The 20598-nt window shown below is 64.3% G+C and carries 20 protein-coding genes; 9 read left to right on the plus strand and 11 right to left on the minus strand.

Translation table 11 applies throughout. The annotated features are described in order from the left end of the window. Nucleotides 1–17: 17 nt before the first annotated feature. Entirely contained in the window at nt 18–545 is a 528-nt protein-coding gene (locus BLP76_RS01545) for a hypothetical protein (protein WP_139163653.1), read from the minus strand. A gap of 179 nt (nt 546–724) precedes the next feature. On the opposite strand from BLP76_RS01545, the gene BLP76_RS01550 reads away from it, so the two are divergent. From BLP76_RS01550 to lpxK, 6 genes are read left to right on the plus strand one after another with little or no spacing between them, the layout of a single operon-like run. Then, nucleotides 725–1576, plus strand: a complete 852-nt coding sequence (locus BLP76_RS01550; RefSeq protein WP_244514356.1) for a 3'(2'),5'-bisphosphate nucleotidase CysQ — start codon at nt 725–727, stop codon at nt 1574–1576. Nucleotides 1577–1589: 13 nt separating this feature from the next. Then, on the plus strand, nt 1590–1844 hold the full coding sequence (locus BLP76_RS01555; RefSeq protein ID WP_092810027.1) for a DUF4170 domain-containing protein: 255 nt from the start codon (nt 1590–1592) through the stop codon (nt 1842–1844). Beyond that, nucleotides 1828–3660, plus strand: a complete 1833-nt coding sequence (locus BLP76_RS01560; RefSeq protein WP_170130361.1) for an ABC transporter ATP-binding protein — start codon at nt 1828–1830, stop codon at nt 3658–3660. The genes BLP76_RS01555 and BLP76_RS01560 overlap by 17 nt, the downstream gene beginning before the upstream one ends. 2 nt (nt 3661–3662) lie before the next feature. After that, nucleotides 3663–4361 (plus strand): lysophospholipid acyltransferase family protein, encoded by a 699-nt coding sequence (locus BLP76_RS01565; protein ID WP_092809134.1) that lies wholly within the window; start codon nt 3663–3665, stop codon nt 4359–4361. Next, nucleotides 4354–5703, plus strand: a complete 1350-nt coding sequence (locus BLP76_RS01570; protein WP_244514358.1) for a 3-deoxy-D-manno-octulosonic acid transferase — start codon at nt 4354–4356, stop codon at nt 5701–5703. Before BLP76_RS01565 ends, BLP76_RS01570 begins: the two co-directional genes overlap by 8 nt. Before the next feature lie 3 nt (nt 5704–5706). Then, nucleotides 5707–6699: a tetraacyldisaccharide 4'-kinase gene (gene lpxK / locus BLP76_RS01575; protein WP_092809135.1), complete on the plus strand. Its 993-nt coding sequence runs from the start codon at nt 5707–5709 to the stop codon at nt 6697–6699. Between the two features lie 18 nt (nt 6700–6717). On the opposite strand, the gene BLP76_RS01580 is transcribed toward lpxK, so the two are convergent. From BLP76_RS01580 to BLP76_RS01595, 4 genes are all read right to left on the minus strand, one after another. Then, complete coding sequence (locus BLP76_RS01580; RefSeq protein ID WP_092809136.1) at nt 6718–6948, minus strand: DUF2093 domain-containing protein; 231 nt, start codon at nt 6946–6948, stop codon at nt 6718–6720. Between the two features lie 41 nt (nt 6949–6989). Beyond that, entirely contained in the window at nt 6990–8858 is a 1869-nt protein-coding gene (locus tag BLP76_RS01585) for a monovalent cation:proton antiporter-2 (CPA2) family protein (RefSeq protein ID WP_092809137.1), read from the minus strand. 261 nt (nt 8859–9119) lie between these two features. Further along, on the minus strand, nt 9120–9605 hold the full coding sequence (locus BLP76_RS01590; RefSeq protein ID WP_092809138.1) for a peroxiredoxin: 486 nt from the start codon (nt 9603–9605) through the stop codon (nt 9120–9122). 123 nt (nt 9606–9728) lie between these two features. Beyond that, a complete protein-coding gene (locus tag BLP76_RS01595) occupies nt 9729–10559 on the minus strand; it encodes a protein-disulfide reductase DsbD domain-containing protein (protein ID WP_170130360.1) in 831 nt (276 codons plus the stop codon). A gap of 124 nt (nt 10560–10683) precedes the next feature. On the opposite strand from BLP76_RS01595, the gene BLP76_RS01600 reads away from it, so the two are divergent. Continuing rightward, entirely contained in the window at nt 10684–11286 is a 603-nt protein-coding gene (locus BLP76_RS01600) for a YqgE/AlgH family protein (protein ID WP_092809140.1), read from the plus strand. 7 nt (nt 11287–11293) lie between these two features. Here BLP76_RS01600 and BLP76_RS01605 read toward each other — a convergent pair whose 3' ends face one another. The 4 genes from BLP76_RS01605 to thrC form a co-directional block, all read right to left on the minus strand. Next, the gene (locus BLP76_RS01605) at nt 11294–14203 is read right to left on the minus strand and encodes an EAL domain-containing protein (RefSeq protein WP_092809141.1); all 2910 of its coding nucleotides are present in this window, start codon (nt 14201–14203) and stop codon (nt 11294–11296) included. Nucleotides 14204–14294: 91 nt separating this feature from the next. Further along, complete coding sequence (locus BLP76_RS01610) at nt 14295–14873, minus strand: GNAT family N-acetyltransferase (protein ID WP_092809142.1); 579 nt, start codon at nt 14871–14873, stop codon at nt 14295–14297. Between the two features lie 12 nt (nt 14874–14885). Further along, nucleotides 14886–16148 (minus strand): M16 family metallopeptidase, encoded by a 1263-nt coding sequence (locus BLP76_RS01615; RefSeq protein ID WP_207145297.1) that lies wholly within the window; start codon nt 16146–16148, stop codon nt 14886–14888. A 2-nt stretch (nt 16149–16150) separates the two neighbouring features. Next, a complete protein-coding gene (gene thrC, locus BLP76_RS01620) occupies nt 16151–17560 on the minus strand; it encodes a threonine synthase (protein ID WP_092809144.1) in 1410 nt (469 codons plus the stop codon). 107 nt (nt 17561–17667) lie between these two features. Here thrC and BLP76_RS01625 point away from each other — a divergent pair, with 107 nt between their 5' ends. After that, complete coding sequence (locus tag BLP76_RS01625; RefSeq protein ID WP_092809145.1) at nt 17668–18342, plus strand: HAD family hydrolase; 675 nt, start codon at nt 17668–17670, stop codon at nt 18340–18342. Nucleotides 18343–18371: 29 nt separating this feature from the next. Continuing rightward, on the plus strand, nt 18372–18878 hold the full coding sequence (locus BLP76_RS01630; protein ID WP_244514362.1) for a 2'-5' RNA ligase family protein: 507 nt from the start codon (nt 18372–18374) through the stop codon (nt 18876–18878). 100 nt (nt 18879–18978) lie between these two features. Here BLP76_RS01630 and BLP76_RS01635 read toward each other — a convergent pair whose 3' ends face one another. After that, nucleotides 18979–19470 carry a BA14K family protein gene (locus BLP76_RS01635; protein WP_092809147.1) on the minus strand — a complete coding sequence of 164 codons (492 nt, stop codon included), beginning with the start codon at nt 19468–19470 and terminating at the stop codon, nt 18979–18981. 201 nt (nt 19471–19671) lie between these two features. Further along, complete coding sequence (locus BLP76_RS01640) at nt 19672–20598, minus strand: cation diffusion facilitator family transporter (RefSeq protein ID WP_244514364.1); 927 nt, start codon at nt 20596–20598, stop codon at nt 19672–19674.

Below are 20598 nucleotides of genomic sequence, written 5' to 3' on the forward strand. Positions count from 1 at the left end.
ATCTGCCGGGGGTGGGATCAGGTGCGCGCGATCAACTCGTCGCCGTTGATCGGCTCCTGCTCGTCCAACCCGCCGATCCTGCGGCGCGCCAGAAAGCGTGGCCGTTTCGTGTTGCGCAGGGGGCGCCGGCTGCGCAGCTTCGAGCGGCCTCCGTCGAGGCGCTTCGAGACATAGACGTCGCCGGCAACGCCGCTTTTCAAATGCGCGCTCAAGGCGTCACGGAAGGTTTTGGCCTCCTCCAGTGGCAATGTCTGCGCGAGGGTGAGCGTCAGCCCCGGCTCGTCATGCTCGACGACGACGCAATAGCCCCCGATTTCGCGCACGAGGCGGACGCCTTTGAAGGCGCTGTGGGCGACATCGAGAAGGCACCGCATGCCAGCGACGGTGCGCTCGACGACGACGCGCTCGCTGGCGAAAAGCGCCACCGCGCGTCCGCCTTCAGCCGTCGTCGCCGCATACCATCCAAAGGTCTCGAAGACGGCGGGACGCCGCGCTGGGCAACCCGTTGTCTCGTCTTCGACCAGTTTCTGTTCTGTTTGACGCATGTTTTTTTGCCCGGCCTGTTTGGCTCTTTCCTCGGCTTTTGCCGATTTGATAGCCGAGAGGATCGCTCCTCGCATCTGCGGATTGCTTAAAGGGCGTGGTTAAGACTGTGTCTCTGTCTTTGAGGGTAAGCGAACTCTGAACATTGCGCTTTTGCGGCGGCGCACGATATGGCAGTGCGATGGACCAGTCTGACACTCAAATTTCCGCCGACGAGATGGAGCGCAATCGCGCCGATCGCACGCTTCTGGCAGATGCCGCGCGCCGAGCCGGCACGCTGGCGATGCGTCATTTCCGGCACGATCCGGAGAACTGGAGCAAGGTCGGTGGCTCGCCGGTTTGCGTGGCCGACATGGAGGTGGATGCCTTTTTGCGCGAGACGCTTCTCGCCGCCCGGCCGGAATATGGCTGGCTGTCGGAAGAGACCGCAGACAATCCGCGCCGTCTCGAGTGTCGCAGTGTCTTCGTGGTCGACCCGATCGACGGAACACGCGGCTTCCTCGCCGGCGATCCGCATTGGTGCATTTCGATCGCCGTTGTGCGCGATGGCCGTCCCGGTGCGGCGGTGCTTTTTGCCCCGGCCCTCGATCGCCTGATGACGGCAACGCTCGGCGATGGCGCGAGCGAGGCCGGCGAGAAAATCACGGTGGCCGACCGTCACACTTTGAGCGACTGCGCCATTGCCGGGCCGAGCTCTTGGTTTAAAAGCGAGGTCTGGCACGAGCATTCTGTTAGGCCTTCGCGTTATTTGCCATCGCTCGCCTGGCGCTTTGCCAGCGTGGCCGATGCATCTTTCGATGCGGCCTTCGCGCGCCCTCGGGCACACGACTGGGATCTTGCGGCGTGTGATCTTTTGGTGCACGAAGCCGGTGGCCGGCTGACCGCGTTGGACGGGCGGCCGCCCGTCTACAACCGGGCGGAGCTGCGGCATGGAACGCTTGCTGCCGCCAATCCGGGACTGCAGGACAAATTGCTTGCCGTTCTGCGCCGGGTCGAAGAGGAGCGCGCGGCGCGCGCCGGGATCTCTCACTGATCAAGGGCCATATATGACCTCTGAACCTCGCGAAGCGAAAAGCGGACAGCTTCTCCACCTCGTTTTCGGTGGCGAGCTGAGCGATCTGCGCGGCCTTCATTTCACCGATCTCGAAGCGCTCGACATCGTTGGCGTCTACCCAAACTACGCCGAGGCCTACAAAGCTTGGAAGGAAAAGGCGCAGATGACGGTGGACAATGCGCATATGCGCTATTTCATCGTGCATCTGCACCGATTGCTCGATCCTGAACATGACCCAAAGCGGTAGTTCCGGCCAAGTCAGCCGGGACGGTGGCACCGATACTCTGACGGTCGAGGATATCTCGGCCTATGCCGTCATGCGGCGGCTTCTGGTCGATATTCTCTGGCCGCATCGTCGCGTCCTTTTCGTCGCGCTGATCAGCATGGTTGTCGGAGCGGCGACGTCCGGTGCCGTGCCATTCCTGATTCAGGTCGTGGCCGACGAGGTGTTCGTCGCCAAGAACGAGACGCTTCTGTATCTCCTGCCGGTGGCGATCATCCTGGTCATGGGCGTGCGCGGTGTCGCCGATTGGACGTCCAAGGTCACTGATGCGTGGCTCGGCAACAAGGTCGTCTCCGAATTGCGCATCCGCATGTTCGAGACCCTGACGAAGGCCGATCTCGCCTGGGTGGAGCGCACGCATTCGGGCCGCTTCGTCTCCGCCTTCGTCAACGATGCCGATATCGTCCAGCGCGCGGCCGCGAAGACCATGACGGCGCTCGTCAAGGATTCGCTGACGGTGTTCTTCCTGACCGCGTCGATGTTCTACATGGACTGGCGGCTGGCGCTCCTCGTCTGCGCGGGCATGCCGTTCGCCTATTTGTATCTGACCCGCCAGCGCAAGCGCATCTCCGGCTCCGTGCGGCGCTCGCTCAAGGAAGCGGGCGATCTCGGCAGCATGTTGACGCAGACGCTGCAATCCCTGCGCGTCGTCAAGGCCTACCGCCAGGAGCAGCGTGAGGCCGAGCGTTTCCGCACCATCGTCGACAACATCGTCCGCTATCTGATGAAGACGGCGCGCTCACGCGCTGCCGTCGGTCCGGTCACCGAGACGCTTTCGGGTGTCGGCATCGCCGCCGCGATCTTCTACGGCGGCTGGCAGGGGATTTACGGCAACGTCTCGCTTGGCCACTTCGCCGGCTTTTTGACGGCTGCGATGCTGACCTATCCGCCGATGCGCACTCTGGCCCAGACTCAGGCGCAGCTTTCCGAAGGCGTGACCGCGGCAAGCCGCATCTTCGCCGTCATCGATCATTCCGCGATCGTTGCCGAAAAGCCCGGCGCCGAGCCGCTCAATGTGCGCGAAGCACGCATCCGTTTCGAGCATGTCGACTTCTCCTATGACAACGGCACGCCGGTCCTGCGCGATTTCGACCTGTCGATCGAGCCGGGCCAGAAAGTCGCCTTGGTCGGACCGAGCGGTGCCGGCAAAAGCACCGTTCTCAATCTCGCCTTGCGCTTTTTCGATCCGAGTGGCGGGCGCATTCTCATCGACGGGCAGGATATTCGCGATGTCACGCTGCCGAGCGTGCGTGGCGCATCTGCGCTCCTGACGCAGGATCCGGTTCTCTTCGACGAAACGATCCGAACCAACATCGCGTATGGATCGGAAGAGGCGTCTCAAGAGAAGATCATCGAAGCGGCCAAAGCTGCGGCGGCGCACGATTTCATCTCCCGCCTTCCGAACGGCTATGAAACGCATGTGGGCGAAGCCGGAGGGCGGTTGTCGGGCGGCGAACGGCAGCGCGTCGCTTTTGCGCGCGCCATGCTGCGCGATGCCCCCATCCTGCTTCTCGACGAGCCGACGAGCGCGCTCGATGCGGAAGCCGAAGCCAAGGTGCAGACGGCCCTCGACGGATTGCTGAAGGGGCGCACGGTCCTGATGATCGCGCATCGCCTGTCGACGGTGAAACGGGCCGATCTCATCTGCGTCATGGTCGAAGGACGCATCGTCGAGCGTGGCAGCCACCACGAGCTGATCGCCAAGAACGGCGCCTATGCGCGCATGTTTCACACGCAGTTCGTTGGTGAGGCGCCAGCCCTGGCGGCTGCCGGACGCTGAGCATGCTGAAGACACTTGCGCGGAACCCCAAAGTGTCCCGGTTCGTGGGACGCGCGGCCGGTGCCTATCTGAGATTCGTGCGTCGTACGACGCGTTTTGCCAGCGATCCCGCCGAACCCTATTCCAAGATCGAGGGCAAGCTGCCGATCATCGGCGCCTGCTGGCACGGGCAGCATTTTCTGGTGCCGCTGATGCGGCGCAAGGGGCACGACTTTGCCGTGCTCGTTTCCCGCTCTGCCGATGGGGCGATCAATGCCGCCGCAGTGGAGGCGATGGGGCTCAAGGTGGTGCGGGGCTCCGGCGGTCGCGACCGACTGAAGGCCGCCAAAAAGGGCGGTGTCGCCGGCTTTCTCGGAATGCTCGACGCTTTGGAGCATGGCCTGTCAGTCGCACAGACCGCCGATGTGCCACGGGGCACCCCGAGGCGTTGCGGCGAGGGCGTCGTCAAACTCGCGCAGCATTCCGGGCGTCCGATCGTGCCGCTTGGCGTTGCCACGAAGTGGCGCATCGATCTTGGCAGTTGGGACCGGGCCCGCATTCCGCTGCCCTTCGGGCGCGGCGGCTTTGCGCTCGGCGATCCGATCTTTGTTCCCGCAACGGCGACGCCGGAGGAGCTGGAAGCCCTAAGGCTGTTGGCCGAGGAGGGCTTGAATCAAGTTCTGGCAAAGGCGGAAGAGCTCGCGGGGATCGCTCATGCGTGAAATCGACGGCCCCCCGATGCGTGAAATCGACGGTCGCGGTTTCTGGGACCGTGTCGCCTTTGCCGCCTGGCGCAGCGCCGGCCGGCTCGTCGAGCCCGCGGCGGCCCTGCTTCTGCGCGAGAGGGAGCGGCGCGGCAAGGAAGAGGGCGAACGGCTGGCGGAGCGTCGCGGCATTCCCGGCCGCAAGCGGCCTGCGGGGCCGCTCGTCTGGGTGCATGCGGCGAGTGTCGGCGAGACAAATGCTGTCCTCGCTTTGATTTCGGCCATGCAGGAGGAGGGGCTCGGCATCCTTTTGACGACCGGCACGGTGACCTCCGCAAAGATTGCCCGCGCCCGGCTGAAGGGCAACGCCATCCACCAATACGTGCCACTCGACGTGCCGCGCTATTGCGCCCGCTTCGTCCGGCATTGGCGGCCGGGACTGGCGATCTTCGTGGAATCGGAGCTGTGGCCCGTCGCCATGGACGAGCTGTCGCGGCATGGCGTGCCGCTCGTCGTCGTGAATGGCCGCATGTCCCCGCGCTCGTTCCGACGCTGGCGGCAAAGCGGTCCGCTCGGACGGTCGATCATGCGACGCATCTCGCTGTGTCTCGCGCAGACGGGTGACGATGCCGCCCGCTTCAAAGCGCTCGGCATGGACAAGGTCATGGTCAGCGGCAATCTCAAATTCGACGCGCCCGAACCGTCCGCGCCCGCGGCAGAGCTGGCGGCCTTCCGCGAAACCATCGAGGGACGGCCGGTCTTTCTGGGCGCGAGCCTGCATCCGGGAGAAGACGAGCAGGTTCTGGCCGCTGCGGAGAAGCTGCGTGCCGTGCGTCCCGATCTTCTGACGATATTGGCCCCGCGCCACCCGGAACGCGCTCCGGCGCTTGCCGATCTTTGCCGCAATGCGGGTCTGACGCCTGCGTTGCGCTCGGCCGGTGATATGCCCGACATGACGAAACCGGTCTTCATCGCCGATACGATCGGCGAGATGGGGTTGTGGTACCGGTTGGCGGACGTGACCTTTCTCGGCGGCACCCTCATTCCGCATGGCGGGCAGAACCCGATCGAGCCGGCGAAACTCGCAGTGCCGGTGCTGCACGGACCGCACACGGCGAATTTTGCCGAGATCTTCGCGGCTTTGCGCGCCGCCGATGCCGTCGGTGAAGTGAACGGGGCGGACGATCTCGCCGCCCAGGCCGAAGCGCTGTTCGCCAATCCCGAGCATCGGCGCCAGCGCGTTGACGCGGCCACGCATTGCATCCAAAGCCTGACGGGCGCGCTGCAGCGGAGCTTTGATGCGTTGCGTCCCTATCTGCCGGTAAAGCCTGCCGTCACTCGGACCGGCGAGGCGGGCTGAGCCATGCATGCGCCGTCCTTTTGGTGGCGGAAGGGCGCGGCACTCGGCTGGGCTCTCGCCCCGGCGGGCTGGTTGTATGGCTGGTTCACGGCCAGGCGCATGCGCCAATTAGGTGAGGCGGCGCCATGTCCGATCCTGTGCGTGGGCAATTTCACTCTCGGCGGTTCCGGCAAGACACCGCTCGCCCTGGCTCTCGGCCGCCTGGCGATCGAGAAGGGGTATAAGCCCGGATATTTGTCGCGCGGCTACGGAGGCTCGACAAAGGGGCCCATCGAAGTCGAGCCCGGTCGGCATTCGGCCGACGAGGTCGGAGACGAACCGCTGCTTCTCGCCTCTGTCGCAACGACCGTCGTGGCGCGCGACCGCGTGGCTGGAGCGCGGCTTCTCGCAGAAAAAGGTGCCAATCTCGTCATCATGGATGACGGCTTTCAAAATCCGAGCCTGACGAAGACCGTCTCGCTCGTCGTCGTCGATGGGGCGCGGGGAACAGGCAACGGCTTCGTCTTTCCGGCGGGGCCGTTGCGCGCGCCCATGAGTTCGCAGCTTCCGTTCACCGATGGCGTCTTCGTCATGGGTGAGGGCGAGCCGGGCGACGCTTTGGCCGCGAGGGCAGGGGCGCAAGGTCTGCCGGTCTTCCGCGGGGTGCTGCGGCCAAGAGGCCGCGGCGAATGGCAGAATGAGAGGTGTCTCGCCTTTGCGGGGATCGGCGCGCCAGAGCGCTTTTTTCGTTCGCTTGAAGATGTGGGGGCGGTGGTTGCCGCACGGCACCGATTTGCCGATCACCACCCCTATAGCGAGGAGGATTGCCGGAGGCTCGTCGCTGAGGCTGAGCGCGCCGGCCTGAAGCTCGTCACAACGGAAAAGGACGCTGCACGCCTCACCGGACGAGGGGGGGCGCGGCAGGCGCTCTATGAGCGCCTCACCGTCTTTCCGGTCGAAGCCGATATTCCCGAAAGGGAAGCGCTGTGGAACTGGCTCACCGAACGTCTCTTTTGAGGCGCGTGTGCCGGCTGACTACCCGGCCGCTTTCGCGTCGCGCAGCTCGAGCTCGCGCTTCAGGGATGCCGCCGCATCGACATAGGGCTCCTGCCGGTCGACGCTCCAATAGCGCAGCTCCGAAAGCGGGATACGCATGCCGGTGACGGCACATGTCACGAAGGTGCCGGGGACGGTCACCTGGAAATCTCCATCGAGATAGCGGATTTTGGCCTCGCCGCCGGGGCCTATGCCTTCATATCTGTTCATGGTCTCTAACTAATAACTTTTGGACGGGAATTGAAGCCGCATCAGGCCCGTTCGGTTTCACGCGCAGGCGGCGGCGGAACGTCGTCGTCTTCTTCTTCCTCGGGCCGGCCGCGGTGTTTTTCCGGCGGGACGAGAGGTTCGGGCTCGACCTTTTGCGGATGCATCAGGTGGCGGCCGGAGGAGAAGTCGCCGCTTCTCTGCCAGGAGAGCCTCTCCGCGTCGCGCCGGCGTACATCTTCGAGCGTCGCCTGCACTTCTTCGCGATCGAACCCGATCGCCATCAGCGCTTCGCCGCCGAAGACGAGGCCCGATTCGTAGGTTTCTCGCAGCTCGTAATCGACACCCTTTTCGATGAGTTCGAGCGTGTGCGCCCGGTCCCAGGCGCGCGCGTAGATTTCCGCCTGATCGAATTCCGCGACGAGAATGTCGACGATCCGGTTCGTGGTTTCGCGCTCGTCGACGCAGACGCAAATGAGCTTGGCTTCCTCGGCGCCGGCAGCGCGCAGCACGTCGATGCGGGTGCCGTCGCCGAAATAGATGCGGAAGCCGAAGCGGGCGGCCTGGCGGATACGCTCCGCATTCGCCTCGATGATCGTCACATTGACGTTGCGGGCGAGCAGCACCTGACTGACGATCTGTCCGAAGCGGCCGAAGCCGATCACCAGAACCTCGCCGCCGGCGCCCTCGAAATCCTCTTCCATGGCGTCTTCGTCCTCTTCGATGAGGAGAAATTTGCTGAGCCATAGCGAGAGCGGCGTCAGCGCCATGGAGAAGGTGACGATCGCTGCGACGAAGGAGGTCTCGGACGGCCAGAGCGCCCGTGTGGCGGCGGCCGAGGCGAAGAGAACGAAGGCGAATTCACCAGCCTGCGGCAGAAGGGTGGCCGTGCGGACCGCATTGTTGTGGCTGGCGCCGAAGAGCCGGTTGAGCCCGTAGAGGATCGCGCCTTTGAGGAGCATGACGATCGGTACGACGAGGATAATGCGCCACCAGGCCAGGAGCACGCTCGACAGATTGATCGACATGCCGACGGCGATGAAGAAGAGGCCGAGAAGGAGCCCGCGAAAGGGCTCGATATTGGCCTCAAGCTCGTGGCGGAACGAGGAATCGGCAAGCATCACCCCGGCGATGAAGGCGCCCATGGCCATCGACATGCCGGCCATGTCCATGATGGCCGCGGCCGCGAGCACGACGAGCAGCGCCGCGGCGGTCATGATCTCGCGCGCCTTGGTGGCGGCGAGGAGCCGGAACATCGGATTGAGCAGAAAGCGCCCGGCGAGAAGCAGGAGGCCCGTGGCGACGACGAGCTTGATGACCTCCACCACGCCGCTCGAGGCGACGTTGTCCGTACTGCCCGGCGACATCAGCGGCACCAGCGCCAGAAGCGGCACGATGGCGATGTCCTGAAACAGCAGTATGGAAAAGCTCTTCTGCCCGTAGGCCGTCTTCAGATCGTTCTTTTCCGCCAGATCCTGCATGCCGTAGGCGGTCGACGACATTGCGAGACCGAAACCGATGATCAGCGCCGGTTCCAGGCGCCAGCCGAACAGAAAGAAGCCGAGGCTGAGGACGACACCGGTGACGCCGACCTGGGCGGCGCCCATGCCGAAAATATCGCGCCGCATCGTCCAGAGTTTCGAGGGCTTCAGCTCGAGGCCGATGATGAACAGAAACATGACGACGCCGAGTTCGGAGACGTGCAGGATCTGTTCCGGCTCGCTGATGAGCCGTGCCAAAGGGCCGATGATGACGCCGGCCGCCAGATAGCCGAGCACGGAGCCGAGACCGAGACGCTTGGCGAGCGGCACCATCAGCACGGCTGCCCCAAGCAGGATCAGCGGCTCGGCAAAGAGCACAGCATTGGTGGCGCCGGCGGCTTCCGCGACGGCTTCCGCTGTTGAAGCGGCCATTCCATCAGCCTCGAAGGATTTATCCCAGACGATACAGTCTTAATGCCGCCGCTTGAAGAGGGCGAAAGTGCAAGGGGGCCAAGACTTGCGGCGGCATCTTGAAAAAAGCGCCGTGATCGAGGGACGCCGTTCACGCCGCGCCTCACGGTGAGCGGGCAAATTCGAGCGCAAAGTCGCCTGCCGCGCGATGCGCTCGCGCGGCAGGAGTGTTGTTTTGTCGGAAGCTCGGCCCGAAACGGCGGGCCGAGAGCAGGCCCTAGATCACAGAGCTTCCAGGACCGCTGCCGCCGTCGATTTTTCCGCCGTGGACGGGGCATCCTCGACATAGATCGATTTCACCACGCCATCTTCGACAATGGCGGCAAAGCGTGCGAGCCGCGTCCCAAGGCCCGCGCCCGAGCCGTCGATGGCAAGGCCGGTGGCTTTCGCAAATTCGGCATTTCCATCGGAAAGGAAGGGGATTTTGCCGGTGGCGCCGGTCGCCTCCGACCAGGCCTTAAGCACGAAGGGATCGTTGACGGCGACAAGCGCGATCGTGTCGACGCCGCGCTCCTTGATCGCGTCGTAATGCTCCAGAAAGCCCGGCAGATGCTTGTTCTGGCAGGTCGGCGTGAAGGCGCCGGGCACGCCGAACAAAACGACCTTCTTGCCGGGAAAGATCTCGTCCGTGGTGCGCTTTTCCGGGCCGTTTTCGCCGGAGACGAAGAAGGTGGTCCCTGGGATGCGATCGCCGGCGGAAAGGGTCATGAAGATCTCCTGATGGTAGAAACACGCGAAATCGAGGGGCGCCGCACCGTTTGCGGGCGGCGTAGCTCCGATTTAGGGCGGCGCCGGGATGTTTGAAGTCGTCGGCGCGAAGAGAGAGTGTCGTCAGGGAAGCTTCATCGACTGCTCGATCGCCTCTCCGCCGGAGACGAGGGTGAAGCGGATTTCCTTGCCGGAGAGAGCTGCAGCCTCCTCGGCGTTCGAAAAGCGCAGGTGATAGATGAAATTGGCGCCCTCATGTGGGCCAAGCTCGGGGACCGGCAGATAAGCTCCGTCCGGCGCTTCCGCGAAAAGAACCGGCGCATGCTTTGGCGCCCCCTCCGCCACCACCGGGATCGTCACGTCGCTGCCGTCGCGCTGCGGGCGCTCGATTGCAAGCCCGGGCGCAGGTCCTTGCTGCGGCAGTTCGGCGACCGCCTCTTTGAGGGCGATACGCGCGCGAGGATCATCCTTTGGCTGCGGATCGATGGTGAGCGTGGCCGCCCCGTCGGCGGGAATGCAGACGTCTTTGCACACACCGTAGAACGCCGAGAGTTTCAGGACGACGGGCTTTGCCGGATCGTCCGCCGTTACGAGGACGGGAAGAGCCGTGCGGTCGAAATAGACGGCCGAAATGCTGGTGCCGTCGTCATAGCGCTCGGGCGCGGGATAGAGCACGCGGGCGGCGCGCAGGTTCTGCGAACCGGAAAAATCGAAACGCGGGGGAATGCCGACATCGCCGGGGCTGCGCCAATAGGTGTGCCAGCCGGGTTCGAGCTCGATCTCGATCCCCGCCATCGCCTCGCCGTCGACGGGCGCTGCGATCAGGCGGAGACGAGAGCGCTCGCCATCGGACCAGTTGGATTGTGCGGCCGTGGCTTCGCCGACAAAGACGGCGAGGGCCAGGGAAGCGATCAGGGAGGCGATCACGGAGGGAAGAAAAAAACGTCGCTGCATGCGACCACCTTGCACATGACCCGGACGGGCGGCCAATCTCTTCCGCACTCTTATGGTCATTTCTTGGTGAGGCAAAACCCCGCCGAGCCTGTTCAAGCGCCACGGCGATTGCTACCATCCGTGTATGACAACAGCGACGCCGGATAGCGGCTTCTTGGACGGCCAGTTTCTAATCGCGATGCCGACGATGGGCGACAAGCGGTTCGAAAGGACGGTCATCTATCTCTGCGCGCACTCAGATCAGGGCGCGATGGGGATCGTCATCAACAAGCTCGCGCCTGAGATCAATTTCCGCGATCTCCTCACCCAGCTCGACATCGGCCATGAAGAGGATGTGGTGGTGGGCGATCCGCGCCAGCTCGACGAGATCCGCGTGCATCGCGGCGGTCCCGTCGAAACAGGTCGCGGCTTTGTCCTGCATTCCTGTGATTTTTTCCTCGAAGAAGCGACGCTGCCGATTTCCGACGAGGTCTGCCTGACGGCGACGCTAGATGTGCTGCGGGCGATTGCCGACGGCGAGGGACCTGCCGAGGCGCTTCTGGCGCTCGGCTATGCGGGCTGGGCGCCCGGCCAGCTCGAGCTCGAGATCCAGGCGAACGGCTGGCTGAACGGACCCGCCGACAGGGCGATCCTCTTCGATGCCGATCTCGAGACGAAATACGAGCGCGCTTTGTCGAAGATCGGCGTCGCCCAGGACCGGCTGTCTTCCCTCTCAGGCCACGCCTGAGCCCCTCTTAAGCGGAACGCGCCAGCGATTGCTGCGGCTGCTGGCGGCGGCGTGCCATCTGGTGCGCCATCTGCGACGACATCGGCCGTCCGTAAAGATATCCCTGCACGTATTCGCAACCGAGCTGTATGAGCTCCAGCGTATCGGATTCCGTCTCCGCGCCCTCCGCCACGACGTCCATGCCGAGATCATGCGCGAGCGTGATGATCGAGCGCAAAATGACGGGACGCGCCGTGGAGCCGTTGTTGGCGACGAAGGACCGGTCGACCTTGATCGTGTCGAAGGGAAAGCGCTGCAGATAGGAGAGCGCCGAATAGCCGGTGCCGAAATCGTCGAGGGCCAGACTGGCGCCGAGATTGCGGATTTCCTCCAGCATCTTGGCGGCGAATTCGGGGTTCTGCATCACCAGGGATTCGGTGATCTCGAGTTTCAGCGTTTCCGGCGCGACGCCGCTTCGTGCAAGCACCGCCTTGACGTCGTTGATGAGGTCGTAGCGCAGGAGCTGCTGACTTGAGACGTTGACGGAGACGAAAAGCGGCGGACCTTCGCGCAGGGCTGCCTGCCAGAGAGCCAGATCGCGTGCCGCGCGCTCCAGCGTGAAGAGACCGAGCTGGACGATGAGGCCGCTTTCCTCTGCGACCGGAATGAATTCGCTCGGCGGCACCGAGCCGCGGCGCGGATGCTCCCAGCGCACCAAGGCTTCGAAACCGGCGATCGTGTTGTCGGAAAGCCGAATGATCGGCTGATAGACGAGCTCGATCTCACCGCCCTCAAGGGCCGCCGCAAGGTCGGCCTGCAGATCGTCGCTGTCGCGCCGTACGATCTCGCCCGGGCGGTAAAGAGAGGTGCGGTCGCCGCCCTGGCGCTTGGCGTGGAAGCTTGCCGTCTCCGCATCCTTCAGAGTTTCGGCGGTCGCCGCACCCTTCGTGGCGATAGCGACGCCCGCCGAGGCGGTGACACGAATGTCCTGATCGCCGATCGGGATCGCCGCACGCACGGCGATGCGCAGGGAATCGGCGAATTCCTGCACCCCGTCCGCTTCGCTCTGCGCCCCAAGCAGGATCGCGAAACCGTCGCCGCCGATGCGGGCGAGCGTGTCGGCCGGCGACAAAAGCCGCGACAGGCGGCGGGCGATGGCGAGAAGCACCGAATCCCCGACGGAGATGCCGTTTTCGTCGTTGATGCGCTGGAAGCCGTCGAGGTCGAGATAGATGACCGACGGCATGAGTGTTGCCGCGGCTTCCGCGCGCAGAAGTGCCTGTTCGAGCCGGTCGAGAAACAATTGTCGGTTGGGCAGGCCGGTGAGGTTGTCGAAGATCGCGTCGTGCAGGAGACGGTCTTCGGCGGTGCGTGCCTCCGTGACGTCGGCCAGCGTCCCGGAACAGCGCATCACCTCGCCGTCGGCGCCGACGATCGGGCGCGCCTTGAGATGGAACCACAGGAAACGTCCGTCCGCGGCGCGCATTCGGAAGATCTGATTGATGCGGCCGCGGCGCTGCGCGATGACGGCGTCGAGCACGGCACGGAAACGGTCGCGATCGGTCGGGTGCAGCGTGCCGAGCCAGTTGCGCGCCGGTCCTTCGAGCGCCCCACGCTTCAGCCCGAGCACGGTCTCGATCTCATGGCCGATCTCGATGCGATCCCGCGCCACGTCCCAGTCCCAGATGGCATGCCCGGCGCCGACGAGGGCGAGCGCTTTCTGCTCCGCATCGCTGACGATGCCTTGGGCGAGGCCGCCGCCGGCAAAGGCGTGCTGCATGATGGTGAAAGCGACCAGCATGACGAGGAGAACGAGGCCGCCGGCAAGGGCGGGCTGGATCGACGGATTGTCGATGCGTCCTGAGACGGCGAGCCAGGCCATGGCGAGCCAGAAGACGAGGATCGTCCAGGACGGCACCAGCATGATGGCGCGGTCGAAGCCCCGGAACGCCAGATAGACGATGACGGCGAGCCCGAGCATCACGGTGATCGGCAGGGAGATGCGCGCAATCCCGGCGGCCGTGGTCGGATCGATGAGGATGATGCCGAAGAGGGCCGTCAGGACGACGAGCCAGATGCCGGTGAGATGCGCGTAGCGAATGTGCCAGCGGTGCAGGTGCAGATAGGTTGCAAGGAAGACCGTCAGCGCCAGAGACAGGAGCACTTCCGTGGCCGCGCGCCAGGCCTGCAGCGCCTCAGGCCCGAGCCCGAACACCTTGCCGATGATGCCGAAATCGATGGCGATATAGCCGAAGACGGCCCAGGCGAGGATCGCCGATGCCGGGAACATGGCCGTGCCGCGGACGACGAAGAGGACGGTCAGGAAGAGCGCAAGCAGCGCCGAAATGCCGAGGACGATGCCGCGGTAGAGCGTGAAGGAATTGACGCTCTCCTCATAGGCTTCCGGCTGCCACAGATGCAGTTCCGTGAGTTTGGGCGAGGAGAGCTGCGCGATATAGGTGACGATGGCGCCGGGATCGAGCGTGATGCGGAAAACGTCGGCGCCGGGTTCGTCGAGATGCTCAGGCGCGAAACCTTCCGACGGTGTCACGGCGACGATCCGCACGGAGCCGAGGTCCGGGGTCAGAACGCCGGAGCCGACCAGCCGGTAATGCGGGGCGACGAGGAGGCGGTCGATCTGCTCGTCGGAGGTGTTGGCGAGCGCGAAAACGACCCAGTCGGAGCTGCCGCCGTCGTTTTGTGCCCGCACCTCGATACGGCGGACGATGCCGTCAGCGCCGGCCGCGGTGGAAACCTGCAAGCGGTCCGTATCGCTGGAATAACGTTCGACCGCGTCGGTGAGATCGAGGGTTGCGACTCCGAGCGGCACCTCGATGGCTTCAAGCGCCGCAGCTGGCCGCACGAGCACGAAAAAGGCCGCCAGGACGAGCAGAATCCTCAGTGGGAAAGGCGATACGCGCAAGCCCTCAAGCCTCATCTTTTCCGGCAAATCGACGTCATCGTCTAACCCTCGTCTGGCTTGCGCACAACCTTTGGCCGACAAGGGGTGGCGTTCATCCCCGGCCGGATCAATCCTCAGCGAGCCGTGCAAAGCGGATATGGTCCTGCCAGCGCCCGGCAATGCAGACGAGCCCGCGGGCAAGACCTTCTCTTTGAAAGCCACATCTTTCCAGGAGTGTGATCGACGCCCGGTTGTGCGGCAGGCAGGCCGCCTCGAGCCGGTGCAGACGCAGCGGACCGAAGGCGTAGGGAATAATCGCCCGCAAAGCGGCGCTCATATGGCCTTTGCCCGCAAAAGGTTCGCCCATCCAATAGCCGATCGTCGCCGACTGGGTCATGCCGCGCGTGACGTTGGAGAGGGTGAGGCCGCCGACGAGGATGTTGCCCGACATCCGGAAGATGAAGAATGGATAGGCCAGATCTTCCCGGATCTCGTTGCGGTATCGCCGGATGCGCCGCCGAAACGACATGCGGGTGAGATCGTCGGAAGGCCAGATCGGCTCCCATGGCGCCAGGAAGGCGCGACTTTCCTCTCGCAAAGCCGCCCATTCCGCAAAGTCGGCGTATTGTGGCGCACGCAGCAAGACGCCCTCACCGGTGAGGCTTGGCCCGACTTCAGCGTATGAGACGGAGCGCAGGAACGCCATGGTCGCCGGCCGTTACACCATGCTGCCGCGCAGACGCTTCGTCATGCTCCCGGCATCGGGAAGGTTGCCCACCGGTCCGATCGCAGCGAGCGTCAGGGGTGAGGCGAGCGCATCCTTCGCCATCTCGGCGATGTCGTTCGAGGTGACGCTTTCGAGATCGGCGAGAAGCTCGTCGAGTGCGAGCGGGCGGCCGAGGATCATGATCTGGCGGGCGAGCTGGCCGGCGCGTGCCGCCGGGCTTTCGAGCGCCATCAGGAGGCCCGCTTTGATCTGGGCGCGACCGCGTGCGATCTCGTCCTCATTCACGCCGTCGGTGATCCTTAGAAGCTCGTCGAGAATGAGAGCCGAGGCCGCCTTGACGTCGCCCTTGGAGGTGGCGCTGTGAATGCCGAGCACGCCGCTGTCGGCGAAGGCCCAGTGAAAGGCCGAGATCGAATAGCACAACCCTTCTTCCTCGCGCACACGCTGGAAGAGCCTGGAGGCCATGCCGTCGCCGAGGATGGTGCCGAGCATGCGGGCGGCGAAATAGCGGTCTGAACGCCTCGACGGCGCTTCGAAGCCGAAAATGATCTGGGCTTCCTGCAGGCGCCGCTTCTGACGATGGTCGCCGCCGAGATAGCGCGCCGGCGCAAGCTCGCCATTGCTGTTCTTCTCGACGTCGCCGAACTTCTCTTTGGCTAGCGCCAGCACCTCGTCGTGTTCGATGCCGCCGGCAGCGGCCAGAACCAGCGCGTCACCGCGGTAATGGCGGGCGAGATAGGCTTTGAGGTCGTCCGGTGTGATGCGGGTGATCGAGGCTTCCTCGCCGAGGATGGTGCGCCCGATCGGCTGATTCGGATAGGCCGCGGCCTGGAAGTAATCGAAGACGAGATCGTCGGGCGTATCCATCACCGCACCGATCTCCTGCAGGATGACGTGACGCTCGCGCGCCAGTTCGACAGGGTCGAAGGTGGAATGGATGACGATATCGGAGAGGACGTCGATGGCGAGGGGCAGATCCTCGTTGAGAACCCGCGCGTAATAGGCCGTGTGGTCGATCGACGTCGCGGCGTTGATCTCCCCGCCGACGGCCTCGATCGCTTCCGCGATGTCGCGCGCGCTCCGACGCGTTGTCCCCTTGAAGGCCATATGCTCCAGAAGGTGCGAGATGCCGTGCTCGGCCTCGCTTTCCGAGCGCGTGCCGGCATTGACCCAAACGCCGATCGCCGCCGTCTTGAGATGCGGCATGGTTTCGGTGACGACCGTGAGGCCGTTTTCAAGTTTGCTGAGCTGCATGATTATAACGCCTCGACCTGCGCGGCGCGCGAGCGAGATCGTATCTGTCGTTCCACCGCTTCCAATTCTGCCGGCACCACCGTGAAGTGCTCCTTCCGCTCCATCAGGCCGGCGAGCCGCTCCGGCAGTGCCGGGCGAATGCCGCTGGCCTTTTCCACCGCATCGGGAAATTTCGCCGGATGGGCTGTGGCGAGCGTCACCATCGGCGAGGACGGCTGCAGATGGCGCTCGGCAACGCTGACGGCGACGGCCGTGTGCGGGTCGATGACGAGCCCGGTCTGGGCGTGGACCCGGCGAATGGTCTCCGCCGTTTCCGCTTCGTCCGCCCGCCCCGACGAAAAATCCGTCTTGATGGCGCTGAGACTTTTCTCCTCGAGCGTGAACGAGCCGGATTGCTTCAAGCCCTCCATATGCCGGAGGGTCGTCTTATCGTCGCGTCCTTCGGCGGCGAAGAGAAGGCGCTCGAAATTCGAGGAGACCTGGATATCCATCGACGGGGAGGCCGTCGGCACGACGTCACCCACTTCGTAGCGACCGCTTTCGAGCGTGCGGTGCAGGATGTCGTTGACGTTGGTGGCGATGACCAGCCTGTCGATCGGCAGGCCCATTTGCGCGGCGACGTAGCCCGCGAAAATATTGCCGAAATTGCCCGTCGGCACGGTAAACGAGACTTTTCGTGACGGTGCGCCGAGCGCTGTCGCGGCGACGAAATAATAGACCGTCTGGGCGGCGATGCGGCCCCAATTGATGGAGTTGACGCCCGACAGCGAAACCTCTTCGCGGAAGCCCTTGTCGGCGAACATGGCTTTGACGAGGGCCTGGGCATCATCGAAATGCCCCTTGATGGCGATCGCCTGAACGTTGTCCTCCGAAAGGGTCGTCATCTGCCGTCGCTGCACCTCGGAAACGCGCCCTTCGGGAAAAAGAACGGCGACATCGACGCGCGAACGTCCGCGAAAAGCCTCGACGGCCGCGCCGCCGGTATCGCCCGAGGTGGCCCCGACGACGGTCGCGCGCTCACCGCGTTCGGCCAGGATGTCGTCCATCAAGGCGGCGAGAAACTGCATCGCCACGTCCTTGAAGGCGAGGGTGGGGCCGTGAAAGAGCTCCAGGAGGAAATGGTTCGGCGCGATCTGCACGAGCGGCGTGACGGCCGGGTGCGGAAAGCTGCGATAGGCGTCGGCAATCAGGGTTTTGAGTTTTGCTTCGCCGATTTCGTCGCCGACGAAGCGGCGCATGACGGCAAGGGCGACGTCCTGATAGGGGCGCCCCGCGAAGGCTGCGATCTCTGAGGGGGAGAAGGCCGGCCATTCTTCCGGCACGTAGAGGCCGCCGTCAGAAGCGAGCCCGGTCAAAACGACGTCACGAAAGCCTAAAGCCGGAGCCTGGCCGCGCGTGGATACATAACGCAAAAGCGTCTCCTCGTTCCCCGGCCGAAGCCGGGCACATCATCTCGGACGGCCTTTTTGAGCCATCAAGCCCTTTGCCGCAAGCAGCCGGTGCCCTAAAGCCTCAGGGCATGTTAGTTATATTCGATTGCGATGGCGTCCTGGTCGATTCTGAGATCATCGCCTCGCGCGTCACGGCCCGCCTTCTTGGCGAAGCCGGGATGGAAATCACCCCCGACGAGGTTTCGCTGCGCTTCGCAGGCCTGACCGGAGATCAGATATTCTCTGAGGCGGAGGCGGAGCTCGGCAAGAGCCTTCCCGATACCATCCGGGCGCGTTCGGAGAGTGAACTCGACAACGCCCTGGAGACGGAACTGCAAATGGTTCCGGGAGCCCACGAGATGCTCGACCGGCTCGACGCCGCGCGCTGCATCTGCTCCAACTCCACTTCCGAACGCCTCGAGATGGAGCTTCGCCGCACCGAGCTCTATGACCGCTTTCGCCCTTACATTTATTCGGCGGTCGAGGTGCGCCAGCACCGCCAGAAGCCGGCCCCGGACGTGTTCTTGCACGCCGCCGAAGAGTTCGACGTCGAACCGGCGGACGTGCTCGTCATCGAGGATTCCGTCCACGGCGTCAGCGGGGCGGTTGCCGCCGGTATGCGTGTGATCGGTTTCACCGGCGCGTCGCATACCTGGCCGGGGCACGCCGAAGCGCTGATGGATGCGGGGGCGACGACGGTCGTCAACCGGCTCCGCGATGTGCCGGCGACGGTCGAAGCGCTCGCAGATTGGAGCCTCGTCTAGGGCGCTCAAATCGCGGAGGAGCCTCGGAAGTGGCGCAGCCCCTCATCCTGACGCTGAAACTCGATGACGCCACGTTCGTGCGGCTCGATGCGTTGCGGCGTGCGCATTATCCGCCGGAGCGCAATCAGGTTCCCGCGCATCTGACGCTGTTTCACGCTCTGCCGGGCGAGCGCAAAAGCCTTCTGCGTCCAATGCTCGAAGAGGCTGCGCGGCGACAGCGAAAGATCCCGCTCGCCTTCAAAGGGGTAAAATCGCTCGGCGGCGGCGTTGCGCTCACCGTCGAGGCGCCGGCCTTGTCGGCACTGCGCCGCGATCTCGCCGATGAATTCGCGCCCTTTCTGACCGCACAGGACAATGCCGGATTTCGCCCGCATGTCACTTTGCAGAACAAGGTCACGACGGCGGAGGCGGAAACCTTGCGCCGCGAATTGACGACGGCGCTGCGGCCCTTCGAAGGGCGCGGCGAGGGGCTCATCTTGTGGCGTTATCTGGGCGGGCCATGGCAGCGCGAGGCCGTCTTCCCTTTCCGGGGGTAGAGCGGACGCTCGACCAAAAAAGGGCCGCCCGAAAAAGGGCAGAACGAAAAACCCCCGGCGAAGGGCCGGGGGCAAGATCATTCGTCAGCGTTGGCTGCGATCAATTGTAAGGGCTGTCGCAGCGATGCTTGCGTCCGTCGTAGCCCGTATACGTGTCTGTGCGCGGATTGTAGGAGCGATAGTGATCGTTGCACCAGGCGACGTGTGAACGTGCGCTGCTGTTGCCGCTATTGCCCATCTTGTTGCCGATGATGGCGCCGACTGCGCCGGCAGCCGCCCACCACGGCGTCGAGTAGTAATAGCCGTCATGGTAATGGCTGTATCCGGGCCGGCGCTGACGATAGCGCGGTCCGTGCCGGCGTTTGTCCCAATGGCGCCGTTCGTCACGCCTATCCGCCCGATGGTGGCGCCGGTCGCGCCGGTCCCACCGGTGGTCGCGACGATCCCATTGGACTTGCTGGATCTGGCTTGAACTCTGATCAGCAATGACGAGGTTCGGAAGCGCTGGCGCTGCGGTCGCAATTGGCGCGGCCGTGAGTGCAAACGTTGCCGCAACGATCGCGCATGTCGCGCGAAGGCTCCTCTTAAACATCCGATTTCTCCTGGCTTATGCGAAAGCCCCTTCGCAATCGGAAATCTCGATGTCTGTGAATTTGTTCCTTCGCTGCCGTCGTTTTTAGAGGCAAGTCAGGAATATGCTGGAGTTCTCGCGATTTTGGAAACGCGGCGGGCCCCAATCGTCGCGGGTGGTCCTTTTCGGATTCTGAGCTCGTCGCAGCGTCCAAGACTGCGCCTATTCCGATGCGATGATCACCTCGGCCTCGGCTTTGGCCTTCTCGCTCGGCTCCACATGGATGGCGATGTGGATGTCGCCGAGCCGGAGCCGGAGCCCATCTTCGATCGCATCGCAGATCTTATGGGCTTCGGCGACCGTCATTGTGCGCGGAACGACGAGATGGAATTCCAGGAACGTCCGCTGTCCGGCGACGCGGGTGCGCAGATCGTGAGCCTGCAGCGAGCCGGCCCCGTGTTTTTGAATGAGCTCCTGGATCTCGGCCCGGATCTCGGCAGGCGCGGCTTCGTCCATGAGGCCGCCGACGGAACCGCGGACGAGATGCCAGCCGGACCACAAGACATTGACCGCGACGAGCGCGGCCAGGAGCGGGTCGAGAATGAGATAGCCGGTGAGGCCGGCCGCCAGCACGCCGCCAATGACGCCGACTGAGGTGGCAACATCGGCGAACAGATGCTTCGCATCGGCGATGAGGGCAGGGGAGCGGAAATGGCGGCCCTGGCGCAGAAGATGCGTCGCCCAAGCGGCGTTGAGAAGGCCGGCGAGGGCGTTGATGAAAAGGCCGATCCCGAGATCGTCGAGGACGCGCGGTCCGAAGAGGGCCTGCCAGGCTTCATTCAGAATGACGAGCGCGGCGCCGATAATGAGGATGCCTTCGGCGACGGCTGAAAAATACTCCGCCTTGTGGTGCCCGAAGGGGTGACCGTCATCGGCCGGACGGGCCGCCTGTCGCAGCGCGATATAGGCCCCGGCGGCTGCGGCGAGGTTGACGAGGCTTTCAAGCGCGTCGGAGAAAAGCGCGACAGAACCCGTGAGCTTCCAGGCGAGAAGCTTCAGCGCAATCCCGGCCAATGCGACGACGATGGAGCCGAGGGCATAGGTTGCCGGTGCAGCCTTCGGCGCAGTCTGCGGCAATGGATTTGACAC

Origin of the sequence: Afifella marina DSM 2698, from assembly GCF_900102695.1 — a bacterium.
Taxonomy (GTDB): Bacteria; Pseudomonadota; Alphaproteobacteria; order Rhizobiales; family Afifellaceae; genus Afifella; species Afifella marina.